This is a genomic window from Deltaproteobacteria bacterium, from assembly GCA_029860075.1.
Classification (GTDB): Bacteria; Desulfobacterota; JADFVX01; order JADFVX01; family JADFVX01; genus JAOUBX01.
This window is the reverse complement of sequence record JAOUBX010000065.1, coordinates 1-21210: the sequence shown is the minus strand read 5'-3', so window position 1 is coordinate 21210 and position 21210 is coordinate 1. Positions and strand designations below refer to the sequence as shown.

15 protein-coding genes are annotated in these 21210 nt (G+C 44.5%); 6 read left to right on the top strand and 9 right to left on the bottom strand.

From position 1 onward, the window contains the following. Nucleotides 1-204: 204 nt before the first annotated feature. The 3 genes from argJ to OEV42_16485 are packed head-to-tail and all read right to left on the bottom strand — an operon-like array spanning nt 205 to nt 5378. Nucleotides 205-1383 (bottom strand): bifunctional glutamate N-acetyltransferase/amino-acid acetyltransferase ArgJ, encoded by a 1179-nt coding sequence (gene argJ, locus OEV42_16495; GenBank protein MDH3975874.1) that lies wholly within the window; start codon nt 1381-1383, stop codon nt 205-207. Between the two features lie 38 nt (nt 1384-1421). Further along, nucleotides 1422-4049, bottom strand: a complete 2628-nt coding sequence (gene secA, locus OEV42_16490; protein ID MDH3975873.1) for a preprotein translocase subunit SecA — start codon at nt 4047-4049, stop codon at nt 1422-1424. 36 nt (nt 4050-4085) lie between these two features. Continuing rightward, the gene (locus OEV42_16485) at nt 4086-5378 is read right to left on the bottom strand and encodes a DEAD/DEAH box helicase (GenBank protein ID MDH3975872.1); all 1293 of its coding nucleotides are present in this window, start codon (nt 5376-5378) and stop codon (nt 4086-4088) included. Between the two features lie 317 nt (nt 5379-5695). On the opposite strand from OEV42_16485, the gene OEV42_16480 reads away from it, so the two are divergent. Together OEV42_16480 and speB are read left to right on the top strand one after the other, a co-directional pair. After that, complete coding sequence (locus OEV42_16480) at nt 5696-6259, top strand: arginine decarboxylase, pyruvoyl-dependent (GenBank protein ID MDH3975871.1); 564 nt, start codon at nt 5696-5698, stop codon at nt 6257-6259. Beyond that, nucleotides 6259-7128, top strand: a complete 870-nt coding sequence (gene speB / locus OEV42_16475) for an agmatinase (protein ID MDH3975870.1) — start codon at nt 6259-6261, stop codon at nt 7126-7128. The genes OEV42_16480 and speB overlap by 1 nt, the downstream gene beginning before the upstream one ends. Before the next feature lie 142 nt (nt 7129-7270). On the opposite strand, the gene OEV42_16470 is transcribed toward speB, so the two are convergent. Together OEV42_16470 and OEV42_16465 are read right to left on the bottom strand one after the other, a co-directional pair. Then, the gene (locus OEV42_16470; protein MDH3975869.1) at nt 7271-7558 is read right to left on the bottom strand and encodes a GIY-YIG nuclease family protein; all 288 of its coding nucleotides are present in this window, start codon (nt 7556-7558) and stop codon (nt 7271-7273) included. 321 nt (nt 7559-7879) lie between these two features. Then, nucleotides 7880-9595, bottom strand: coding sequence for an AIPR family protein (locus tag OEV42_16465; GenBank protein ID MDH3975868.1), 1716 nt, complete (start codon nt 9593-9595; stop codon nt 7880-7882). A gap of 575 nt (nt 9596-10170) precedes the next feature. Between OEV42_16465 and OEV42_16460 the strand changes: the two genes are divergently transcribed. After that, a complete protein-coding gene (locus OEV42_16460) occupies nt 10171-12585 on the top strand; it encodes a sulfurtransferase TusA family protein (GenBank protein MDH3975867.1) in 2415 nt (804 codons plus the stop codon). Nucleotides 12586-12803: 218 nt separating this feature from the next. Here OEV42_16460 and OEV42_16455 read toward each other — a convergent pair whose 3' ends face one another. Both OEV42_16455 and OEV42_16450 read right to left on the bottom strand, forming a co-directional pair. Then, nucleotides 12804-13799: an SGNH/GDSL hydrolase family protein gene (locus OEV42_16455; GenBank protein ID MDH3975866.1), complete on the bottom strand. Its 996-nt coding sequence runs from the start codon at nt 13797-13799 to the stop codon at nt 12804-12806. Nucleotides 13800-14063: 264 nt separating this feature from the next. Next, the gene (locus tag OEV42_16450) at nt 14064-14534 is read right to left on the bottom strand and encodes a YbhB/YbcL family Raf kinase inhibitor-like protein (GenBank protein ID MDH3975865.1); all 471 of its coding nucleotides are present in this window, start codon (nt 14532-14534) and stop codon (nt 14064-14066) included. Nucleotides 14535-14794: 260 nt separating this feature from the next. Between OEV42_16450 and hrpB the strand changes: the two genes are divergently transcribed. Next, on the top strand, nt 14795-17329 hold the full coding sequence (gene hrpB / locus OEV42_16445) for an ATP-dependent helicase HrpB (protein MDH3975864.1): 2535 nt from the start codon (nt 14795-14797) through the stop codon (nt 17327-17329). 45 nt (nt 17330-17374) lie between these two features. Here the strand turns inward: hrpB and OEV42_16440 are convergent, their stop codons facing one another. Both OEV42_16440 and OEV42_16435 read right to left on the bottom strand, forming a co-directional pair. Then, nucleotides 17375-18646 (bottom strand): ATP-binding protein, encoded by a 1272-nt coding sequence (locus tag OEV42_16440; protein MDH3975863.1) that lies wholly within the window; start codon nt 18644-18646, stop codon nt 17375-17377. Nucleotides 18647-18799: 153 nt separating this feature from the next. Next, entirely contained in the window at nt 18800-19747 is a 948-nt protein-coding gene (locus OEV42_16435; GenBank protein ID MDH3975862.1) for a M28 family peptidase, read from the bottom strand. Between the two features lie 157 nt (nt 19748-19904). On the opposite strand from OEV42_16435, the gene OEV42_16430 reads away from it, so the two are divergent. After that, complete coding sequence (locus tag OEV42_16430; GenBank protein MDH3975861.1) at nt 19905-20048, top strand: hypothetical protein; 144 nt, start codon at nt 19905-19907, stop codon at nt 20046-20048. Between the two features lie 59 nt (nt 20049-20107). After that, a partial coding sequence (locus OEV42_16425) for an ATP-binding protein (protein ID MDH3975860.1) occupies nt 20108-21210 on the top strand: 1103 nt, incomplete at its 3' end.

The following is a 21210-nucleotide window of genomic DNA, read 5'->3' as shown; positions in this document are numbered from 1 at the left end:
GCGTTAATAATCAAGGTCTTATTGGCTGAAAGAGTTATTCCGACAAGGGATAACGACCCATGTGTCACCATCCTGATTCCTGTTCAGTCAAAAAAAAGTAAGAAAAGGAAAATAACTCAAAGAGGACGATGGAAAAGAAAAAAAGAAGAAAACAGCGCCGTAAAAAATCTTATGAGAAAGGATAATCAATAGAGGAAAAGAGAGCTAACTCCTGTACTCTGCATTTATTCTTATATAATCATGGGTTAGATCACAGGTCCATATTCTTGATTCATGGGGACCAAGGTTAATATCTATAAGCAGTGAAAATTCATCCTTTTTCATCGCTTGAGTGGCCTTTTTTTCCGCCTCCTCACCAGTGAAGAGGCCGCCTTTTACGATCTGCACATTATCAAAGTAGATATCCAGTCTGCTCTCATCAAGCACGATACCGGAACCTCCAAGAGCCCCTGCAATGCGCCCCCAGTTAGCATCTTCACCGTAAAAAGCAGTTTTTACAAGGGGAGAGTTGGCAATCTTGACAGCCGCTTTCCTTGCATCTTCCCGCCGGTCAGCGCCCCTGACCACAACTTCAATAAGCTTGGTCGCCCCTTCCCCATCCTTAACAATCATCCTGGCCAGTTCTACCATTACCTCTTCCATCATGGAGAGAAACTTGAGATGCCCCACCTCCCCCTCAACAATTTCAATACCGCTTTCACCTGAGGCAAGCGCAATTACCGTATCATTGGTACTCATATCGCCGTCAACAGTGATACAATTAAAACTCACATCCGTCGCCACTTTCAGTGCATGGGAAAGCATACCTGAATCTATATCGGCATCGGTCATGACATAGGCAAGCATGGTAGCCATATCGGGCGATATCATTCCTGCTCCCTTTGCCACACCGGCAACAGTAACCTCTTTTCCAGCAATTACGTCAGTGACGGAATGCATTTTAGGAAAAGAGTCTGTCGTCATAATAGCCTCAGCAAAAGTTTCCCCTCCTTCGCCGAGAGACGAAACAAGCTCCGGCACAGCGCTTTCAATTTTATTAACAGGCAGTCTCTGGCCGATAACACCTGTCGAGGAAAGAAGAACATCTTCTTCTGAAATTCCCAGACTTTTCGCAACACTCCCGGCAGTTGATTTCGCATCCTCAAGTCCCTGCTCTCCCGTACAGGCATTGGCATTGCCGCTATTGACGATAACAGCACGTGCAATCCCCTTTTTGATCCTCTCCTGATCGAGAATAACGGGAGCAGCCTTTACCTTTGATGTGGTAAAAACAGCTGCTGCCGACAGGGGTTTGTCCGATACTATGAGGGCAAGGTCCTTTTTCCCTTCCCCTTTAATACCGGCCGAAATGCCTGAAAATTTAAATCCACTTACCTTTAACATTTATGCCTGATCCATTCCTTTAAATAAAGCAGCAGACTCTATCTGCCGCAGCACTTCTTGTATTTCTTGCCGCTGCCGCAGGGACAGGGGTCATTTCTTCCCACCTTGTCGCCCTCTCTCCTGACAGTCTCTCTTTCCCGGGGTTCTCCGCCTCCGCGACCAAGAAACATTTTCTGTTCCTCTCTCTCTTCAAGAAAAGATGCATCTTCTTCTCTCGCTATCTGGACGGCAAAGAGTTTCTGGATAACATCATAATAAACCCTTCCCATCATATCCATGAACATCTGGTACCCTTCACGCTTGTATTCCTGCTTGGGGTCCTTCTGTCCATAGCCTCTCAGCCCTATCCCCTCTTTCAGGTAGTCCATGGCAAGGAGATGTTCCTTCCAGAGTGTATCGATGGTCTGAAGCATGAGCACCTTTTCAATATGTCTCATGAGCGGTTCACCGATTTCTTCCTCTTTTCTCTCATAGGCTTTCTTTACCTGATCAAGAATCGATTGTCTTAGTTCTTCAATTTTATCCTTTACCAGAAGACTTTCGGGAACATCAATGATAATCCTGAACTGTTCCTTGAATGATTCCTTAAGGGCATTAATATCCCATTCGTCGGAAGGCGTCCTTTCATCGACATAGGCATTAAAAGTTTCATCCACACTTTCAACAATAATATCGGTAATAGAATCTTTAATATCCTCGCCTTTGAGCAGTTCCCTTCTCCTGCCGTAAATAACGGAACGCTGCTGGTTCATAACGTCATCATATTCAAGAAGATGCTTTCTTATATCGAAGTTATGGCCTTCCACCTTCTTCTGTGCATTCTCTATGGCTCTTGAAATAAGGCCATGCTCAATAGGTTCCCCCTCTTCCATACCCAGTTTGTTCATAATCATGGAAATTCGCTCGGAACCGAAGATTCTCAAAAGGTCATCTTCCAGTGAGAGAAAAAAACGGGATGAGCCGGGGTCGCCCTGTCGTCCCGAACGGCCTCTCAACTGGTTATCTATCCTCCGGCTCTCATGACGTTCCGTACCAAGAATATGAAGACCGCCTGCAGCCAGGACCTCCTCTTTTTCTGCCTGGCATTGAGCCGTCATCTTTTCAAAAACCTGTCTATACTCCTCGCTCTCCTTGTCAGACACCTGGTCCGCCGCCAGGAATTCCGGATTTCCACCGAGCACAATATCCGTTCCTCGTCCCGCCATATTTGTAGAAAGAGTAACGCTCCCTTTTCTGCCGGCCTGGGCAACAATCATCGCTTCGCCTGCATGGTTTTTTGCGTTGAGAACATTGTGTTTTATACCGTTCTTTTTAAGAAGTTCACTAAGATGCTCCGATTTTTCAATGGATATGGTACCCACGAGAACAGGTTGGCCCTTTTCATTAAGTTCCCTGATTTCCTCCATGACGGCATTAAACTTTTCTCTCTCCGTCTTGTATATGACATCGTTGAGATTTTTTCTCGCCATTGGTTTATTGGTAGGAACAACCACTACATCGAGCGAATAGATCTTACTGAACTCCTCCACTTCTGTTTCCGCCGTTCCCGTCATGCCGGACAGCTTGTTATACATCCTGAAGTAGTTCTGGAAGGTGATAGAGGCAAGGGTCTGATTCTCGTTTTCTATCTTTACCCCCTCTTTTGCTTCCAGGGCCTGGTGAAGACCGTCACTGTAACGCCTCCCCGGCATGAGTCTTCCCGTAAATTCATCAACGATCATTACCTCGTTGTCCCTGACGACATAGTCGACGTCTCTTTTGAAAAGCGTATGTGCTTTAAGCGCCTGGCTTACATGGTGCAGGGTTTCTATGTTCTGAGGGTGATAGAGATTTTCCATACCGAGCGCTTTTTCTACCTTGTTGATTCCCTCTTCAGTAAGGACTGAACTTTTCGCCTTTTCATCAATGCTGTAGTGTTCGTCCTTTCTAAGGCCGGGGATTACTTTGTCAATATGGTAATATTTGTCCGTCGATTGCTCAGTGGGACCTGAGATAATAAGCGGCGTTCGCGCTTCATCGATAAGAATGGAGTCAACTTCATCGACAATGGCAAAGTTAAGGTCTCTTTGCACATAATCTTCAATCTCGAACTTCATGTTATCTCTCAGATAGTCAAAGCCGTACTCGTTGTTCGTACCGTAAGTAATATCACAGGCATAGGACCGCTTCCTGCCTTCATCATCCATGCCGTGAAGAATATTCCCAACGTTAAGCCCCATAAAGGTGTAGAGTTTCCCCATCCACTGGGCATCTCTCCTGGCAAGATAGTCATTGACGGTAACCACATGAACACCCTTGCCGGAAAGGCCATTGAGATAGACGGGAAGTGTCGCCATCAGTGTTTTTCCTTCACCGGTCTTCATCTCGGCAATACTGCCGCCGTGAAGAACGATGCCACCGACAAGCTGTACATCAAAATGACGCATGCCTAAAACTCTGACCGAGGCCTCTCTTATGGCTGCAAAGGCCTCAGGTAGAAGGGAGTCGAGGCTTTCACCTTTCTCAACTCTCTCTTTAAAAGCAGGGGTAAGGGCTTTTAGTTCCTCATCACTAAGTGCCTTCATTTTATCTTCAAGGGCGTTAATACTGTTAACAAGGGGCTGCATCTTTTTCAGCGTCCTGTCGTTTTTACTGCCAACAACCTTCTTTAAAATTCCACCGATCATATGTAAAAAACCTTCCTGCTTGCTTGATTGATTTATTTACTTATTTTGCTTTCCACCACTTCTGCCGGACCCGCCCTTTGATCGTCTCTGATGTTTTCTTGCATGACCTTCTCGCCTGTCATGGGGCCGCTTGCTCCGCATATCATGTTTTTTAAATTTTGGCGGTGGGCTCCCTTCCCTTTCAGGCTCAAACATATCGTCTTCAGCCCACTCAATAGGGATTTTCATACCGATCAGTTCCTCAATGCCTTCAAGATATACGGCATAATCTTCACAGGCAAAGGAGACGGCTTTACCTTCCGCTCCGGCCCTGGCCGTCCTTCCAATACGATGGACGTAATCTTCCGGATCCTGGGGGATATCATAATTTAAAACATGGGTAACACCCTCTATGTGAATTCCGCGGGAGGCAACGTCGGTGGCGATAAGAATAGGAATTTCCCCCTGTTTAAAGCCTTCAAGAATGCGCATACGCTTTTTCTGCGGGATATCTCCTGAAATAATACCACATTTGTAACCATTCCAGGCAAGCCTCGCTTCCAGCGCTTCCCCTTCTCTTTTGGTATTAATAAAAACAACCGTCTTTTGCCAGCCATCTTTTTTCAATAACCCCAGGAAAAGGCTGAGCTTCTCCTTTTTGGAAACATTATAAATGCACTGTTCAACCTTTTCCGCCGTCACCTGGTCCGGCGTAATATAGAAATATTCAGGATTGTTCATATGTTCATAGGCCAGCTCTTTAACCCTTGTTGAAAGAGTAGCCGAAAAAAGCATTGTCTGACGCTTGTAATAAGGAGGGAGCCGCCTCATGATAAAACGTATGTCCTTGATAAAGCCCATATCGAACATCCTGTCCGCTTCATCGAGGATCATAATTTCAATATCTTTCAGATTAAAAACCTTCTGTTTCAGATAATCAATAAAGCGACCCGGCGTACCGATAAGGACATCAACACCTTCCTTCAGGCTCTGGCGCTGCTTGTCATAATCTACGCCGCCATAAACAGCGACAACCTTTAGGCCCGCATAACCGCCTAAAAGCCTGGCGTCCTTTTCTATCTGAGCCACAAGTTCTCTTGTGGGCGCCAGGATGAGAGCCCGTGGATTTTCAGCAAACTTTTTTTCCTTATCAGACTCAAGAAGTCTTGAAAACGTTGCCAGCAAAAAGGCCGCCGTTTTCCCTGTCCCCGTCTGGGCCTGACCGGCAACATCTTTACCGGAAAGCGATACGGGCAAAGTCATCTCCTGAATGGGGGTGCATTCGCTATAGCCCGCTTCCTCTATCCCCTTCATTACATAGGCGTTTATTTTCAGTTCATTAAATTTCAAGGTTCCCCTGTCTTTTCTTCATTAAGGTGGAATAAAAAAATACTTGCCAAAGTAACACTTTTTCTGCAATTTGGCAAGGAGTGAATTATTAATTCCTGCCCCCACATTAGTATTGTTTTTTAAAAAAAATTAATCTATATTTTGCATAATTCGTAACGCTTCAATTTGCCTGTTTTTTTGTCTCCGGGCAAGGTGTGAGGAGCAGGGAATCACAGGTGTAGGGCAGGTGTACAAAAGACACTTGAGGATTTGAAGGGCATGAGACAAAAAGAGTGGTGAACTAAAGATTCAGATTTATTTTTCAGAGGAGAATGACAATGCTCGTACCTAAAATGGCATACCTTACAAAAGGGGTGGGGAAACACAAAGAAAAGCTGACCAGCTTTGAAATGGCTCTTAGAGACGCCGGGATCGCTGCTCAGAACCTTGTTCGCGTATCCAGTATATTTCCGCCCAATTGTAAAATGATATCGAGAAAAAAGGGTGAAGCCATGCTGAGGCCCGGACAGATCCTTTTCGTTGTTCTTTCCGAGCAAGCCACGAACGAACCTAACAGGCTTATTGCAGCTTCGGTGGGCGTTGCCTTGCCTCATGACAGATCGACTCACGGATATCTTTCGGAACATCATTCATACGGTGAGAATGAAAGAAAAGCCGGTGATTATGCTGAAGATCTGGCCGCTACCATGCTGGCCACCACACTCGGCATTGACTTCGATCCAGACAAAGCATGGGATGAAAGAGAAGAGGTATTCAAAATGTCGGGGAAAATCGTCGATACAAGAAACCTCACCCAGACAGCAACCGGTGATAAAGCAGGCAACTGGACTACCGTAGTTTCTGCGGCCGTTCTCATCATGGAGTGGATGGAGCCCAAATAGTGGCTGAGAGATTATTCCCTTTTGGACCCGAAGAAATAGAGCATTGCAACTATGAAGACTGCCGCGTTGCCATCCTGCCCATACCCTACGAAGGAACTGTAAGTTACGGCGGCGGCACATCTAAAGGTCCCGCCGCTCTTCTCAAAGCTTCAGCCAATCTCGAATATTACGACGAAGAACTGGACCAGGACACCTGTGACATAGGTATTCATACCCTGCCACCTGTCGATATTGCAGCAACACCTGCGGCAATGATGGAAAATATCAGGGAAGCGGCGCTTAAGCCGGTTAAAGACGGTAAGTTTCTCTGTGCAATCGGTGGGGAACATTCCGTGACAAAGGGCATTCTCGATGCCCTTATTGAACAGAGAGGCAAGGATTTTGGGGTTCTCCAGCTTGATGCCCATGCCGACCTGCGGGATAAATATGATGGTTCCCCCCATTCTCATGCCTGTATTATGAGACGTGTTCATGATATGGGGCTGCCCTATGCACAGGCAGGGATCCGTTCCATGTCACGGGAAGATGCTGATTTTGTTAAAAAGAATAAGAGAAAAATCTTTTTTGCAAGGGACATGCAGGGTGATGCTTCCTGGATGGATGAAATCCTCGTAGGGCTTCCGGAAAGAATCTTCATTACCATCGATATTGACTGCCTGGACCCTTCCATTATGCCATCAACGGGAACGCCTGAACCGGGGGGCCTTGACTGGCATACAACAACGGCCTTTCTCAAAAAAGTGGCACAGGAAAAAGAGGTTATCGGTTTTGACCTTGTTGAACTGGCTCCTATTGAAGGGATTAATGCGCCTGATTTTCTTGCGGCTAAGCTTGTTTACAGGTTGTTGGGGTATATATTTAAAGTCTAAGGCTACCCATAATAATTTACCGTCTTTGCGAACACAGTGAAGCAATCCCGGACTTTTAAGGTCAGATTGCCGCGTCGCGCCACTCCTCGCAAAGACAAATGCCGTCTTCGCGAACGTAGTGAAGCGATCTCAAATTCATAAGCTATAATTCATCATACAAATCTTTCCACTCAGGATTCATTGTTTCTATCAAAACCAGCTTCTTCTTTCTCGATCCTGCTTTTATCTGCTTCTCTCTGGAAATAGCATTATAGCTGTCTTCAAAAACCTCATAATAAACAAGCTTGTTGATATTATATTTAGTTGTAAACCCCTTAACCAATTTTCCCTTATGTTCATAAATTCTTCGTTGAAGATTATTAGTAACACCTGTATAAAGCACCCGATTGTGCTTGTTTGTCATTATGTAAACATAAAACTGTTTGTTCATTTTCATTGATATGAGATAAGTGAGATTATTTTGTCCTTACAGTCCTCACAAAGACACCTATCGTCTTCGCGAAGAAAGAGAAGCAATATTTCACTTTAATTCCCAGTCTTTGCGAGCGTAGCGAAGCAATCTCAGATCTTTAAAACAAGATTGCCGCGTCGCTACGCTCCTCGCAAAGACAATATAGTATTGCAAGCTGGGTAGAGCCTAAGCAAAGCCCAACATCCATGCTTCTGACACCCATTTGTATTGGGTTTCATTCTCAACCCAATCTACTGAACTCCTAGCCAGCTTGGCTTTATTTTTTGTTGTCAGAAGTATTTATTGGAATTTGTGGGATAATTTAGCAGTAATTCCATTGGTTAATCCTCTGGCCTTAGCCATGTTAATCAAATTTGCACCTTGATTGGTTTCTTGATACGCGTTGATGGCGTCAATTAATAACATGACAGTTTGTCCAAATAGTTCTTCATCATAAGTTTTCAAGTCAGTTGTTTCGAGTTCATCAATAGTATAACTCGACTTCCCCAATATGAAGGAGGTGGCTATCCTTGAAAGATGTAACTTGAAGTTTGCAATAATAGTCTTGAGTGCTGTGTCTGTTAAATTACCCCAAAACTCGTTGGTCTTTTTTAGAATTAGGCAGCAATTTAGATAGGAATTAAAGCTTTTGCTAGAATCGAAAATTCGGTCATAGGTGCTGTCATCCTTGATTAATGATGTAGGCTTTGACCGTGCAGTATGTGGATTTCCGTAAATAATAGATTCTATGGATTGAGCAGCAGTCTGTATGCTGAATATCCTATTGGCCGCCTTACCCTGGTTTTTATAATAATTCTTTCTACGATCATAAAAATAACCTAAATTCAAGAAAAATAATTCTATATCTCTTTGCACATCATCTGTTGCCCTTAACAAGGCTGCTGAAACAGGATTTTGACTGTTGGTTGACGCAATTATGTGATCAATAGTTTCTTTATCCTCATTGATTATCACTTTAACCAATACAGATCGGATATCATCAGTATCACCTTTGTGGTTATTATAAATTGAATAGGATGTTTGCAAACCATTAACAATTTGTACATTATCAATTGATAATGTTTTTCCAACTTGAGTGGGGTTGTTTGCTATTATTGTTATTCCATTATTTAACCACCAGAAATCTTTCTGATCCGGATTTATAATAGTCTTTTTTATTTTCTTGTTTACATCCACCATACCTTGAAAATGGCGGATATTACTTTCGAAAAGATCATCCCGGATAGTGCCGTCTTCATCTGTTAAAAACAACTTATAGTCGCTTAGATTGACAGTTCCAACGTACCCAATACCAAAATCAGCATAATTGGTTGACAAAGGAGACTCTTTGAATGTGAGAGATAATCTTTGATTTCTGTGAGTCTGATACAGTTTAAGCAATTCCTGGCAGCTATAATTTACATAGTCTGTTTCCGCACCTATGAATAAATTATTTGCAAGTTCTTTAAGTTGTTCGATCTTAGATTCATATGCACCATTCACTTCTATAGACTCTGCATTGCAGCAGTATTTAAAGATGACTTTAAGCTTACCACCGCTAATAGAGCACTTTTTCCAAGCATCTCTTGCCAACAATCCCTTTTCTACAATGTCTGAGTTAAAACGAACTAAAAGAGCATCTTCACTTTTTTCTAGATTAAATAATTCTGGTAATGTGGTTATCAGTTTGTCAATAGCAGACTCTTTGAATGAATTCTCTTTTTTGCATTGAGAGATAATGATTGTCAGACCTGTTTTATGCGAAAATGCAATATCTTCAAGATCTTCGACAGTCTCTTGATAAATATCATCAGCTAAAACGATAATGGAGTCAATTCCACCGTCATTTCCACCATCTACAATTGAATTGTCGATGTCCTCAAATGTCAAATCAAATGATTTAGTGATTTCTGTTAAGCTAAACAATTCAAATGTTTTGCTGTCATTTGTTGTTAACTCATTGTTAGTCTTAAACTGATCAAGACATCCGTTCAATATTATTTTGTTATTGCTCATATTTTTCTCTTCCTACCAAAGTTTTAAAGGGTGGGCATAGCCCATCATTAATAGATAGCAGTTTCGTAGCGGGGCCATTGCCCACAAAAGTCGATGAACCTTGCCCATCATACCTGGCTGTCATTTTTTGTGGGGTTAAAAGAAAAAACCGGGGAAATTTTAAAAATGATCGAGCACCACCTGAGCGTTAATATAACAAGGGGAAATTTTAAAATCAAGGGATTGAGGATAGTCGGTAGAGGACTCCTGCCTAATTATATTTCAGATATACTTTCCCAAATGTAACGTCACTGTTTCGGCGCGAGGACGCACCGCAACATCAAACCTGCCTTTGCGAACGCAGTGAAGCAATCTCAAGAATTCAAATAAAGATTGCCGCGTCGCTCCGCTCCTCGCAATGACAATATAGATATCACTTGCACATACCACCCTTCAATTTCACTCTCCCCCGACCACAGACATTCTTGATTTTTCACCACGCCCTATGCTATTATTTTGAGTTCTTTAGTAAAGTATAGACTTTTCATTAAAAAGTCCTTACATACCAAAACATTAGACGATTACGAGGCAAAGCATTGGAACCTTTTTACAACATTCCCAAAGAAGTTATTGATGATATTCAACTTTACAAGATTGAAGTTGAACGTTTCAATAGAGGTGAAACAACGGCTGCAAAGCTAAGACCATACAGGGTAGCACGAGGTATTTATGCCCAGCGCGGACAGGAGAGATTCATGACAAGGATTAAAGTTCCCGGAGGGAATCTCACACCGGAACAGATGATCAGAGTTGCCGACCTTTCGGAGAAATATGGAAACGGCATCCCCCATGTAACGACAAGACAAGACATTCAGCTTCACTACGTCAAACTTGACGACACCGTCAAAGCCATGCAGGAACTAACGGAAGTAGGGCTTACCACCAGAGGCGGCGGAGGCAATACGGTAAGAAACGTGACTGCCTGTTATGATTCGGGCGTTTGCGAAAAGGAAGTATTTAATGTAGCGCCCTTTGCTCCGGCAATGACGGAGTTTTTCCTGACCCATCCAAAAGGTTACAACTTGCCCAGGAAATTCAAGATCGCTTTCTCCGGCTGTTCCGATGACTGTTCTTTTTCCACCATTAATGACGTAGGCTTCATTGCCAAGACAAAAGAGATTGATGGTGTAGAGCAGAGAGGTTTCAGGGTCTATGCAGCAGGCGGCATGGGAGCGAAGTCAAGAGTGGCTGAAATGCTTGAAGATTTTGTACCTGTCCATGAGGCCGTTTATGTGGCTGAAGCGATTATGCTTATCTTTGACGAGCACGGCAACAGGAAGAACAAGCACAAAGCAAGACTTCGTTATGTTATGGAAAAGATAGGGAGAGAAGAATTCTTAAAACTCTATCGGGAAAAAATGGATTTTGTTAAGTCTGAAGGTGAAAAGCGCATTGATGTAAGGACGCCCATCTATCCTAATCAGAATCTTGGTGATGACGAGAAGGCGCTTCCTACTGTAGACGACGCTGATTTTAATACCTGGATGGAGACCAACGTTTCCGCCCAGAAGCATGACGGATTCTACTATGCGAAGCTGAGACTTCCCCTTGGCGATATTAAGGCCGAAGCGCTTCGTATGCTCGCTGAAACGGTAAAAAAATATGGCGAAGGCTGTGTATGCGCCACACATGATCAGAACATGATGGTAAGGTGGCTTAAAGGGTGTGATCTCTACTCCTTTTACCAGGACCTTGTAAAAATCGGCATTGCAAAATCAGGCGTAGGCGGTCCCTCCGACATTACAGCATGCCCCGGAGCATCAACGTGCAACCTTGGTATATGCCTTTCAAGAAATATGACTACGGCGCTCAGCAAAGAGCTGGAATCTAACGGACTTCCTATCACTACCATGGAAGACGTTAAAATCAAGGTAAGCGGCTGCCAAAATTCATGCGGTCAGCACCCCATCGGCCCCATTGGCCTCCAGGGTGGAGCCAAGCGTGGCGACGGCAGGATGGCGCCTCATTACAACATCCTTCTCGGTGGAAGAGTTGAAGAAGGTCATACAGCGCTGGGAAGAGAACTGGGTTATGTTCCTGCAAAGAAAATACCTGAAGTGATCAGCCGTTTTCTAAAAGAATTCGCTGACAGCCGTGAGGAAGGGGAAGATTATTACGCCTATCTCGAGAGAAAAGGTTATGAACGAATGGGAGAGTTGATTAAGGAATATCCTCTCCCCTCTTACGAAAAAGACCCCGATGCCTATAAGGATTGGGGCGCCGATGAAGAGTTCTCCCTGGCCGGTCTTGGCGAAGGTGAATGCGGCGCAGGTGTGCTCGATATGATTGAGGCCGATATCGACGACGGCAGACGTCACATTTACAAGGCGGAAAATGATCTGGCCCAAGGAAAGCTGGACGACGCTTCGGAAACGCTTTTTAAGGCCCTTGGGCTTACTGCAAAATCACTTCTTGTTACAAAAGGGATCGAACCGATTGATGATTATATCTCTGTTACAGAGTTTGAAAAGAACTTCATCGGCAAGGGGCTGCTGGACAAGCGTTTTTCAGGCCTTGTCAAAAGATGGGCAAAGTATCTCTCCGGCCTTTTAACGGCTGAAGGCCTTAAAGATGAGATCTACTTCATGGAAGATCTTTCAAAGAACGTGGCTGATCTCTATGCCGGAATGGATGCAAACATGAAATTCAAGGGTGAAAAAGAAAAAGAGGTCAAGACAGTTCCTGCGGCAGAGGAGAAAAAAGAAGAAGAACCTGCCAAAGGCGAAACCGATGTCTCAATGGACCTTAGAGGTGTTAAATGCCCCATTAATTATGTAAAGGCCAAAATAAGGCTCGAAATGATGTCGGTAGGTCAAACATTGCAGATACTGCTCGATGACGGTGAACCCATAAGAAACGTTCCCAACTCGCTTAAAAATGACGGACAGGAAATCGTTAAAATGGAGCAGGTGGGAGAATATTTTGACCTGGTTGTAAAAAAAGCGGCATAATATATTACAGTCATTTTAAAAAAGGGCTCGGCAATACCGGGCCCTTTTTCATTATAAGCTCTAAAAAAACCTCATAGCGTCTGAGTGCAGAGGCGCCATATCCCCACTTTGTCCTGTAATACCCGGAGAATATAACCGCCGGAGATTCAGGCTCTCCTCGATTATTTACAGTTCCAGCTGATAATGCACAAAGAGATCAATATGAAGTAAAATAAAAATCAGTTTTCAACCAGATTATTTTCCTTAAGAAACTTTACAATATTGTCAGCCATAATTTTATGTGCTATCCCATTTGGATGAGTATCAATCCTGCTGACAATCAACTGTTCATTTTTTTTATCTTTAAAAAAAGGCAGAAGGTCCAGAGTATAATGATACCCAATCGACACAGCAGTTTCAGTAAGCTGTGTATGTATCCCATCTAATTTATAATTTTCCATTTCATGAAAATAGGGAATGATAACGAAGGCAATATTCGTTTCATTTACATTGCATATCATAAGCACTCTTTCAAGTACTCTCTTCATATACAACCAATCGTCACCTTTTCTGCTATATTGTTCAAGAAGTCTGGCATTATGATCCGTATGCTTTCTAATACCATAGTTACTCAGTATTTGATCATATTTAGTAAGCAAAAAGAGGTACAAGTCAGAATTCAAGGTCAGATATTTGTCAACAGATACAGGTATGGGAAGTTTCCACGGCCAACCTGGACGATTAAGAGGTCTCCTGATATAGGTAGGGTGTTTTAGGTAATTAAGTTTAAAAGAACTTGGCTTACCCAGATCATTCAAATAATAGTTCCAGATTATCAAATCCGGCTTATAGTTAACGCCAACTGATATAAATTTCTTATACTCATCAGCGGTATTAAGCCCCGGCCACCCTATGTTAACTACTTCATATTTTCTATTTTTTTTATTATTCCTGCCTTGCAGTGACTTATTTAATTGTTCTTCTATCAGTTTAGAAAATGTTTCTTCACGACTAACACCCTGCCCATATGTGACAGAATCACCGACAGAAAGTATCCTGTATACGTCTCTGCCTTTTTCAAAGGAGTATCCTTCTGTTCTATCTCGCCAGTCATAACTATGTCGATAGCCCGCATTCCAAAAATACCTCGTTGCAAATTCTGCAATTAACAAAAAAAATGCTACTGAAACAAGCAATAAGATCAAATTCAGGGAGATTTCTTTCAGTTTCTTCATGAATGATACATTATGGAAAAAAAGAGAATAAATGCAAGAGACTTTTCTTCTACTTAACTTTTTTTCTTCAGCATCACCACTATCTAGTGAATTTTCGGGAATAATTTTAGGAGTCTAATAAGAGTGCCTTTATTATGAGGGGTAGGTTAATGCAGTATTATTTGTTAAGGACTTCTCTAACAATCACCTGTAAAAAGGGGTTCATTAGACATGATAAAGATAATAACTTCAATCCCTGTTCTCTAAAAAAACCTTGCCGGACAATCACTTCTCATAAGTACCCATAAGTATCGCCTTGGCAATAATATGCCCCTTCATGGCTGCTTCCACGTCTGCCTTGCCTGGTTTGACCATTTCCTTAATCTCTGCATCAAGGGCGTAGAGTTTGTGGAAATAACGGTGACGGCCTATAGGAGGGCAGGGGCCGCCGTAGCCTTTCTTCTTCCAGTCATTAACGCCTTCCAAAATACCGGCCGGCAAACTTGCCCCTGTCGTACCGGCAGGAAGGTTTTTTACATGAGGAGGGATATTATAAACCACCCAGTGAACCCATGTCATTTGCGGCGCTTCAGGATCAGGTGCATCAGGGTCATCAACGATAAGGGCCAGGCTGCGCGTCCCTTCGGGCACCCCATCCCATTCAAGGGGCGGTGAAATATCCTCTCCCTGGCAGGTATATTTTGACGGAATTTTACCACCTTCAGTAAAAGCAGTCGATTTAAGTAAAAATCCCATTTTCTCCTCCCCTTTTAGCCGGCCCAGATCTATAAAAAGGAAACATACCGAAAGAATGACTACCTTAAGCAACAAACTTTCTTTCCATCTGGAAATCAACTGATTCCTCTCATTTTTCATAAATGGTCCGGCATTTACCGTTTCTATTCAATTAAGAATAGCAGGTAGAAACGGGAGGGGCAATTATGAGCAGGTTTTTTATACATTTCGGGAAAGAAGAAGTCATTCCTAAAAATGAGAAAATCTGCTATCTTGGCAGCATGATTGCCCTCACCGATCTCCCTATAAAGTCCGTTATTCCCGAAGTATTGCAAACCCTGCGCAAAGGCGGTAATGCCATTTTGTCGGCATCCCCCGGAGCAGGTAAAACAACCTGTGTCCCTCTTGCACTGCTCCATGAACAATGGTTGAATAAGCAGCGGATTATTATGCTTGAACCAAGGCGGCTGGCAGCCCGCGCAGCAGCCATGCGAATGGCTGAGCTGCTCGGTGAAAAGGTGGGAGAGACTGTTGGCTACAGGACACGAATGGATAGTCAAGTCAGCAACAAAACACGAATCGAAGTTTTAACGGAGGGGATTCTTACTCGCATCCTGCAAAACGATCCCTCTCTTGAGGGGGTGGGACTTCTCATCTTTGACGAATTCCACGAGCGGAGCCTTCATGCCGATCTGGGACTTGCCCTTTCACTGGAAAGCCAGGAACTATTGCGTGAAGACCTGCGCATTCTTGTCATGTCGGCCACTCTTGAAGAAGAACCACTTTCCCGATTACTGGGCAGTGCTCCCGTCATTTACTGCAAAGGGAAAAGCTACCCTGTGGAAACACATTACCTCCCCCGGACTCGAAGGGGAGAAGCTCAGCACCATTACAAGCTGATCCCGCAGGCCAAATCTGTTATTTTAAGGTCCCTTCGTGAGGAGAAGGGCGACATGCTGGTTTTCCTCCCCGGTACTGGTGAAATAAGGCGACTTGAAAAAACCTTAAAAGAAGGAGGGCTTGATAACCATATCCACATCATGCCTCTTTATGGGGATCTCTCCAGGGAAGAGCAGAACAGGGCAATACTCCCCTCCCCTTCGGGACAGAGAAAAATCGTCCTCGCTACCTCCATTGCAGAGACAAGCTTAACCATCGAAGGGGTTCGTGTCATTGTCGACTGCGGCCTCATGCGGGTATCCCGCTTCTCACCGGACAGCGGCATGTCGCGTCTTGAAACGATAGCCCTTACCAAAGCCTCGGCCCGTCAGAGAAGAGGCCGGGCAGGCCGCCTCGAAGGGGGTGTCTGTTACCGGCTCTGGACGGAAGAGGAAGACAGACTGCTCAAAGCTCATGGAAGGCCGGAAATCCTGGAGACCGACCTTGGTTCCCTCGCTCTTGAGTTGGCCCTCTGGGGAATAAAAGAACCGCAAGTGTTGAGGTGGCTCGACAATCCTCCAAATGCCGCCTTTGCCCATGCAAGAGAGCTGCTTATCCTTCTTGAGGCAATCGACGAAGCAGGTATAATTACTCCCCTTGGTAAGGAAATGACAAAACTGCCGCTTCATCCCAGGCTGGCTCATATGGTTTTGAAGGCCAGGCCCCTTGGCCTTGGTTCTCTGGCCTGCAGCCTGGCAGCACTGCTCACGGAAAGGGATATTATCCGTGTTGAACAGGGCACTTCCCACACCGATCTCAGATTGCGCATCGATGCCTTGCAAGGGGGAAAAGATGTGCTCCTGCCGGATATGAACCTCGACAGCGGAGCTTGCCGACGGGTACGCAGTCTGGCCGGTCAACTCAGGAAAAAGCTGGCCATTGCCGCCAAAAAAGATGATTCCGGTAAAACGGGATTGCTTCTCGCCTTTGCCTATCCTGACAGGATTGCCGGAAAAAGGCAGGGAAGTGAAGGACGCTATCTCATGAGTAACGGCAAGGGCGCCGCTTTCTTGCATTATGACATGCTTTCAAAGAGAGACTATCTTGTTGCCGCCTCTCTCGACGGAAATGCCAGGGAGGCCCGCATTTTTCTGGCAGCCCCCATTGAAGTCAATGAAATAGAAAGAAATCTCGCCCCCCTCATTAAAGAGAAGGAAGTCATTGTCTGGGACAAAACAAAAAAAACGGTAAGTGCCGGGAAAGAGTACCGCCTGGCAAGACTCCTGTTGCGGGAGGAAGCCCTTGTCCAAATTGATAGTGAAAAAGTTACGAAAGTCTTCATAGAAGGAATCAAAGCATCAGGCATTCATGCTTTGCCATGGAGCAAGGCAAGCAAAAACATTCAGAAGCGCCTTATTTTTATGCATCACCTTGACGCCGGCTTTCCTGATTTTTCCGATGCTGCCTTAGCGAAGGGTCTGGAGAGCCTCCTTGCCCCCTGGATTGGCGGGATGACGCGGCTGGAGCAATTGAAGCAACTGGATCTTAAAGTGATCTTCCTCTCCCTCCTTTCACGGGAGCAGCAACAGGCCTTAGAAAAGCTGGCCCCCACCCACTGGACAGTCCCCAGCGGTTCCCGCATCCCCATTGACTACGGCGATCCGGCAAAACCCGTTCTGTCTGTGCGCTTACAAGAGCTCTTCGGCCTCGACAAAACACCTGCCATCGCAGGCGGGAAAAAATCCCTTACCCTCCATCTCCTCTCCCCCGCCCATCGTCCCATCCAAGTCACGAAAGATCTGGCCGGCTTCTGGGCAAATACTTATTTTGATGTAAAAAAGGAACTCAAAGGACGCTATCCCAAGCATGAGTGGCCCGATAATCCTTTGCAGGCAACGCCGACAAAGCGGGCAAAGAGGAAAGTGGTGAAGAAGTGATAAAAACCGTCGGGCATAATACTTTTCGTTTATTGCACCCTTGCGCTATCTATTCCCTTTTTTTTTCATAAGCAGCCACTTCCATACAGGCAGAACAGAAATTTTTCGGCTTTCCATCTGCAACTCTTCTTCTTCATCTTCCGTAAGAATTAAACCCTCAGAGAGGTCGTAAGTAATCATTGCCTCCGGGAGGCCATTTAACTCTCTTTTTCTCGTTTTCTCATTGCCCAGGCTTTGGGTAACCTGGATGGCCTCGACAATCTTTACCCCCTCTTTAATGACAAAGTCGCATTCTTTTTTGATTTTATGATAGTAGATTTGGAGGCCTCTTCTTTTCAACTCCAGATAAACAACATTTTCCAGCAGTCTCCCTCTGTCCTCACTCGTTCTAAATGCAACGGTCCCCGCGAAACCGGGATCGATCATATAAACCTTTTTTGCCGTATAAATCTGTTTTTTGAGAGAATAATCGAATTTAGGCAGAAGGAAAAGAAGATAGCTATTTTCCAGGTAAGCGAAATATTCTTTAATTGAAGAAGCACTTTTCAATCCTGTCATTTGCTTCAGTGAATTAAAACTAATCTCCTTACCGACGTTACTCGCCGAAAACAAGACAAGTTCCTTCAATGCCGTTTCATTTGCAAGCTTGTAGCGAACGATGATATCCCTGTAGATGATGCTTTCATAAAGAGATTTAAGGTAGGCCTTATTTTCTGTGGCAACATAGTCAGGAAAACCACCTACTTCAAAATAGCGGTTAAAACATCTTTTGATTTCACTTTTTTTCTCCGTCGACAAACGCCCTATGTCAAATTTCACTTTCTCAGAGTCAAGAAATTCAGAAAAAGAAAAAGGGAAAAGCTCGATCTGGATATGCCTGCCCGTCAGATGGGTTCCAAGCTCCCTGCTTAACATAGAGGCATTGGAACCGGTAATGTAGATTTTATTGCCTCCGTCATGCAGCCTTCTGACAAACCTTTCCCATCCTTCGATATTTTGGATTTCATCAAAAAAGAAGGTCTTCTGATGACCAAAAAGCTCAATAAACAGCTCATAAAGCACTTGAAAATCGCTAACGGTAAAATTAAAGAGGCGCTCATCATCAAAATTCAGGTAGTAATCCGCCTTTTCATATTCCCTTCTTGTCTGTTGAAGAAGGGTAGATTTCCCGCAGCGACGAATACCGGTAATAATAACGGCATCCTTTGAATTCATCTGAGCCCGGATTAAGGCCGATTTACTTCGGGGAACAAGAACGTCCGGCCAGGGAACCTCTTTCTGGTCCATTATAATTTGTGATAGAATCCGCTTGTCCACAGACAACCTCCATTGATACTGGAGATTATACCATAACACTCTCCAGTATCAATAGAAATATATCCTGCTTTTTGAAATAAAAATGAAGAAGAGATTCACAATAACAAAAGACAATGGCCGGCGCTTATTGCGCCCTACCCTTATCTTAACCTTTCACTTAAGCTCCATATTAGCCGCCGCCACATAAAGCCCCTTTACCACTTCGACAAGCTTCTCAAAGTTAACCGTATCCATCGTATCACCACCGGTATGGTAGTTTTTATTCCTGTAAAACGACGTGTCCGTAACCATAATTGCCGGGTAATCAAACTTCCAGTAATTGAGATGATCGGAAAAATCGATGCCCACAAGAAAAGAGGGAGCACTTAAACTCTCAACTTTAATATGCTGGTTTTCAAAGCTTCTCTTAAAATGTCTTTTCAGCTTGCCGCTACCCAAATTACTCACGACGGCGATGAAATCTCCCTTGTCTGGATAAAAAAGCTTCATCAAAGCGAGGGGATAATTCTGGCTATCCTCTTTATCAGTAAAAAACCCGATCATTTCAACGCTCACCATGCCGATCACATCTGCTGAACCGGCCTTTAAGGAACGGGCATGAATATAACTTCCCATGAGATCACTTCTGAAAAATGGCGGTTCTTCGAGAGTATAAAAGACGAATTCAATACTGTATGCCAAGTTCGGTTTATATTTCATGAATAATTCAGCAAGCATGAGTAAGCCCACCACACCTGAAGCGTTATCATCTGCCCCCTCACTTTCACCATAGACGTCATAATGAGCGCCTATGACCAGTCGGGGAAGATTGGGATCATTATAAAAGGCATGGATATTTTTAAACTCATATCCCTCGGCAGAATACTTTTGCTCCAGCGCTTCATATCCCAGGCCACGCAATTTAGCGGTAATATATTGGGCGGTTTTATTCAATGAGCCAATGTTTTTATAATTTCTCGGCGGATTGACGGACACAATCCCCTTCATAAGCTCCCTGGCTTTTTCAGGCTCAAGCTGACTGTTTAGGACATACCTTGGAGTGATGGTGCTACAGGAGAAACTGAGTGTGAGGATAAGTAAAATTGATAGTGTATTTTTCATGTTAGTTATATAAAACAGTAAATTGAAATTTAGTCTTTTGGAATAAGGTAGCAATCCAGCATTGTCCGGTTAGGATTTTGCAGAAATTACCCCCCCCTCTCTTTCATGGGTATCGATGCCCCTTGAGGGTAGAGGGTTGGGGTGGGGATGGGTTAACATGGAAATGGTATCAAAAAAAATAACCCATCCCCCTCCTGACCTCCCCCTTGAAGAGGGAGGGACAGCGGTGCAATTTGCTAACCGGACAATACTGGTAGCAATCAACGTTTCCACCAGTTGCTGTAATCCTTATAAAGGATGAAGAAGGCAATTGCAACTGCTTTATTGACAGTAAAAGATTAAAATTGTAACTTAGCACTCATGACAAAAAGACGTAAAAGCACAAAGGGTGTAAAAGGAAGACTCCGCATCGGCGACAACTGGAATGCCATCAACATTATTGCCCTGTCCCAGAGTAATCCTTTAAAGGCTGTCGCTGAATTTGTGGAAAACTGCATCGACGCGCGGGCCGAAAACGTTACCATCATACGGGGCAAGGAACGGGGAGAGCACTACCTGCGCGTCATCGATGACGGGCGGGGTATTCCTTTAAACGGCGAAGGCGTTCCCGACTTCAAATATGTAGCTACCCACATTTGCGACTCCATCAAAAGGCAGCTGAAAAAAGAGGGCGCCACCGGCATACAGGGGGAGTTCGGCATAGGTTTGTTAAGTTTCTGGACGGTGGGAGAAGAACTGAGGATGGTTTCTTCCGGCTCGGACGGCAAGACATACCAGATGCGCATGGCCAAGGGGGACCCGGGCTACGAAATTACGCAACGCCGCGTCCTGCTGCCCCAAAAGGGGACGGAGATGACCGTCGCACCTCTGCTTTCCGGCGTAAGGAGCATGAGTGGTGAAAAAATGCAGCGCTATCTTGCTTCAGAACTGCGGGACCGCATCCGCCAGTCCCACGTTAATGTCAAAATCCTCGACAGAGTAGCCAGGAAGGAATTCAAGGTAGAGCCGAGAAAATTCGAGGGCCGCCTCCTGCACAGGCTTCCCGCAATCATTACGGCAAAGGGAGAGATATACACCGAGATCTATCTGAATGAATCTGAGAACGAAAATGGCGTCGGTCTTTACAGGCTCGGCACGAGAGTTTACGAATCAATCACTGCCCTCGATGACTTTAACAGGGAGCCCTGGACCTCGGGCTGGCTCGAGGGGATTATGGATGTGCCCTTTCTCCATCTCACACCGGGAACGAGAAGCGGCATTATCTTCGATGACGCTTATGATCTTTTTAAGGACGCCATTGGCCCACTTGAAGAAAAGCTGCTGGAAATTATCAACGAGCAGAAACGGGCCGAAGAGGAAAGGGCCAGTAAAAAAATACTCAAGTCCGTCCAGAATGCCCTGAAGGAGGCCATTCTTTCCCTCCCCATGGAGGAATATGACTGGTTCGATATTCACAGGGAAGG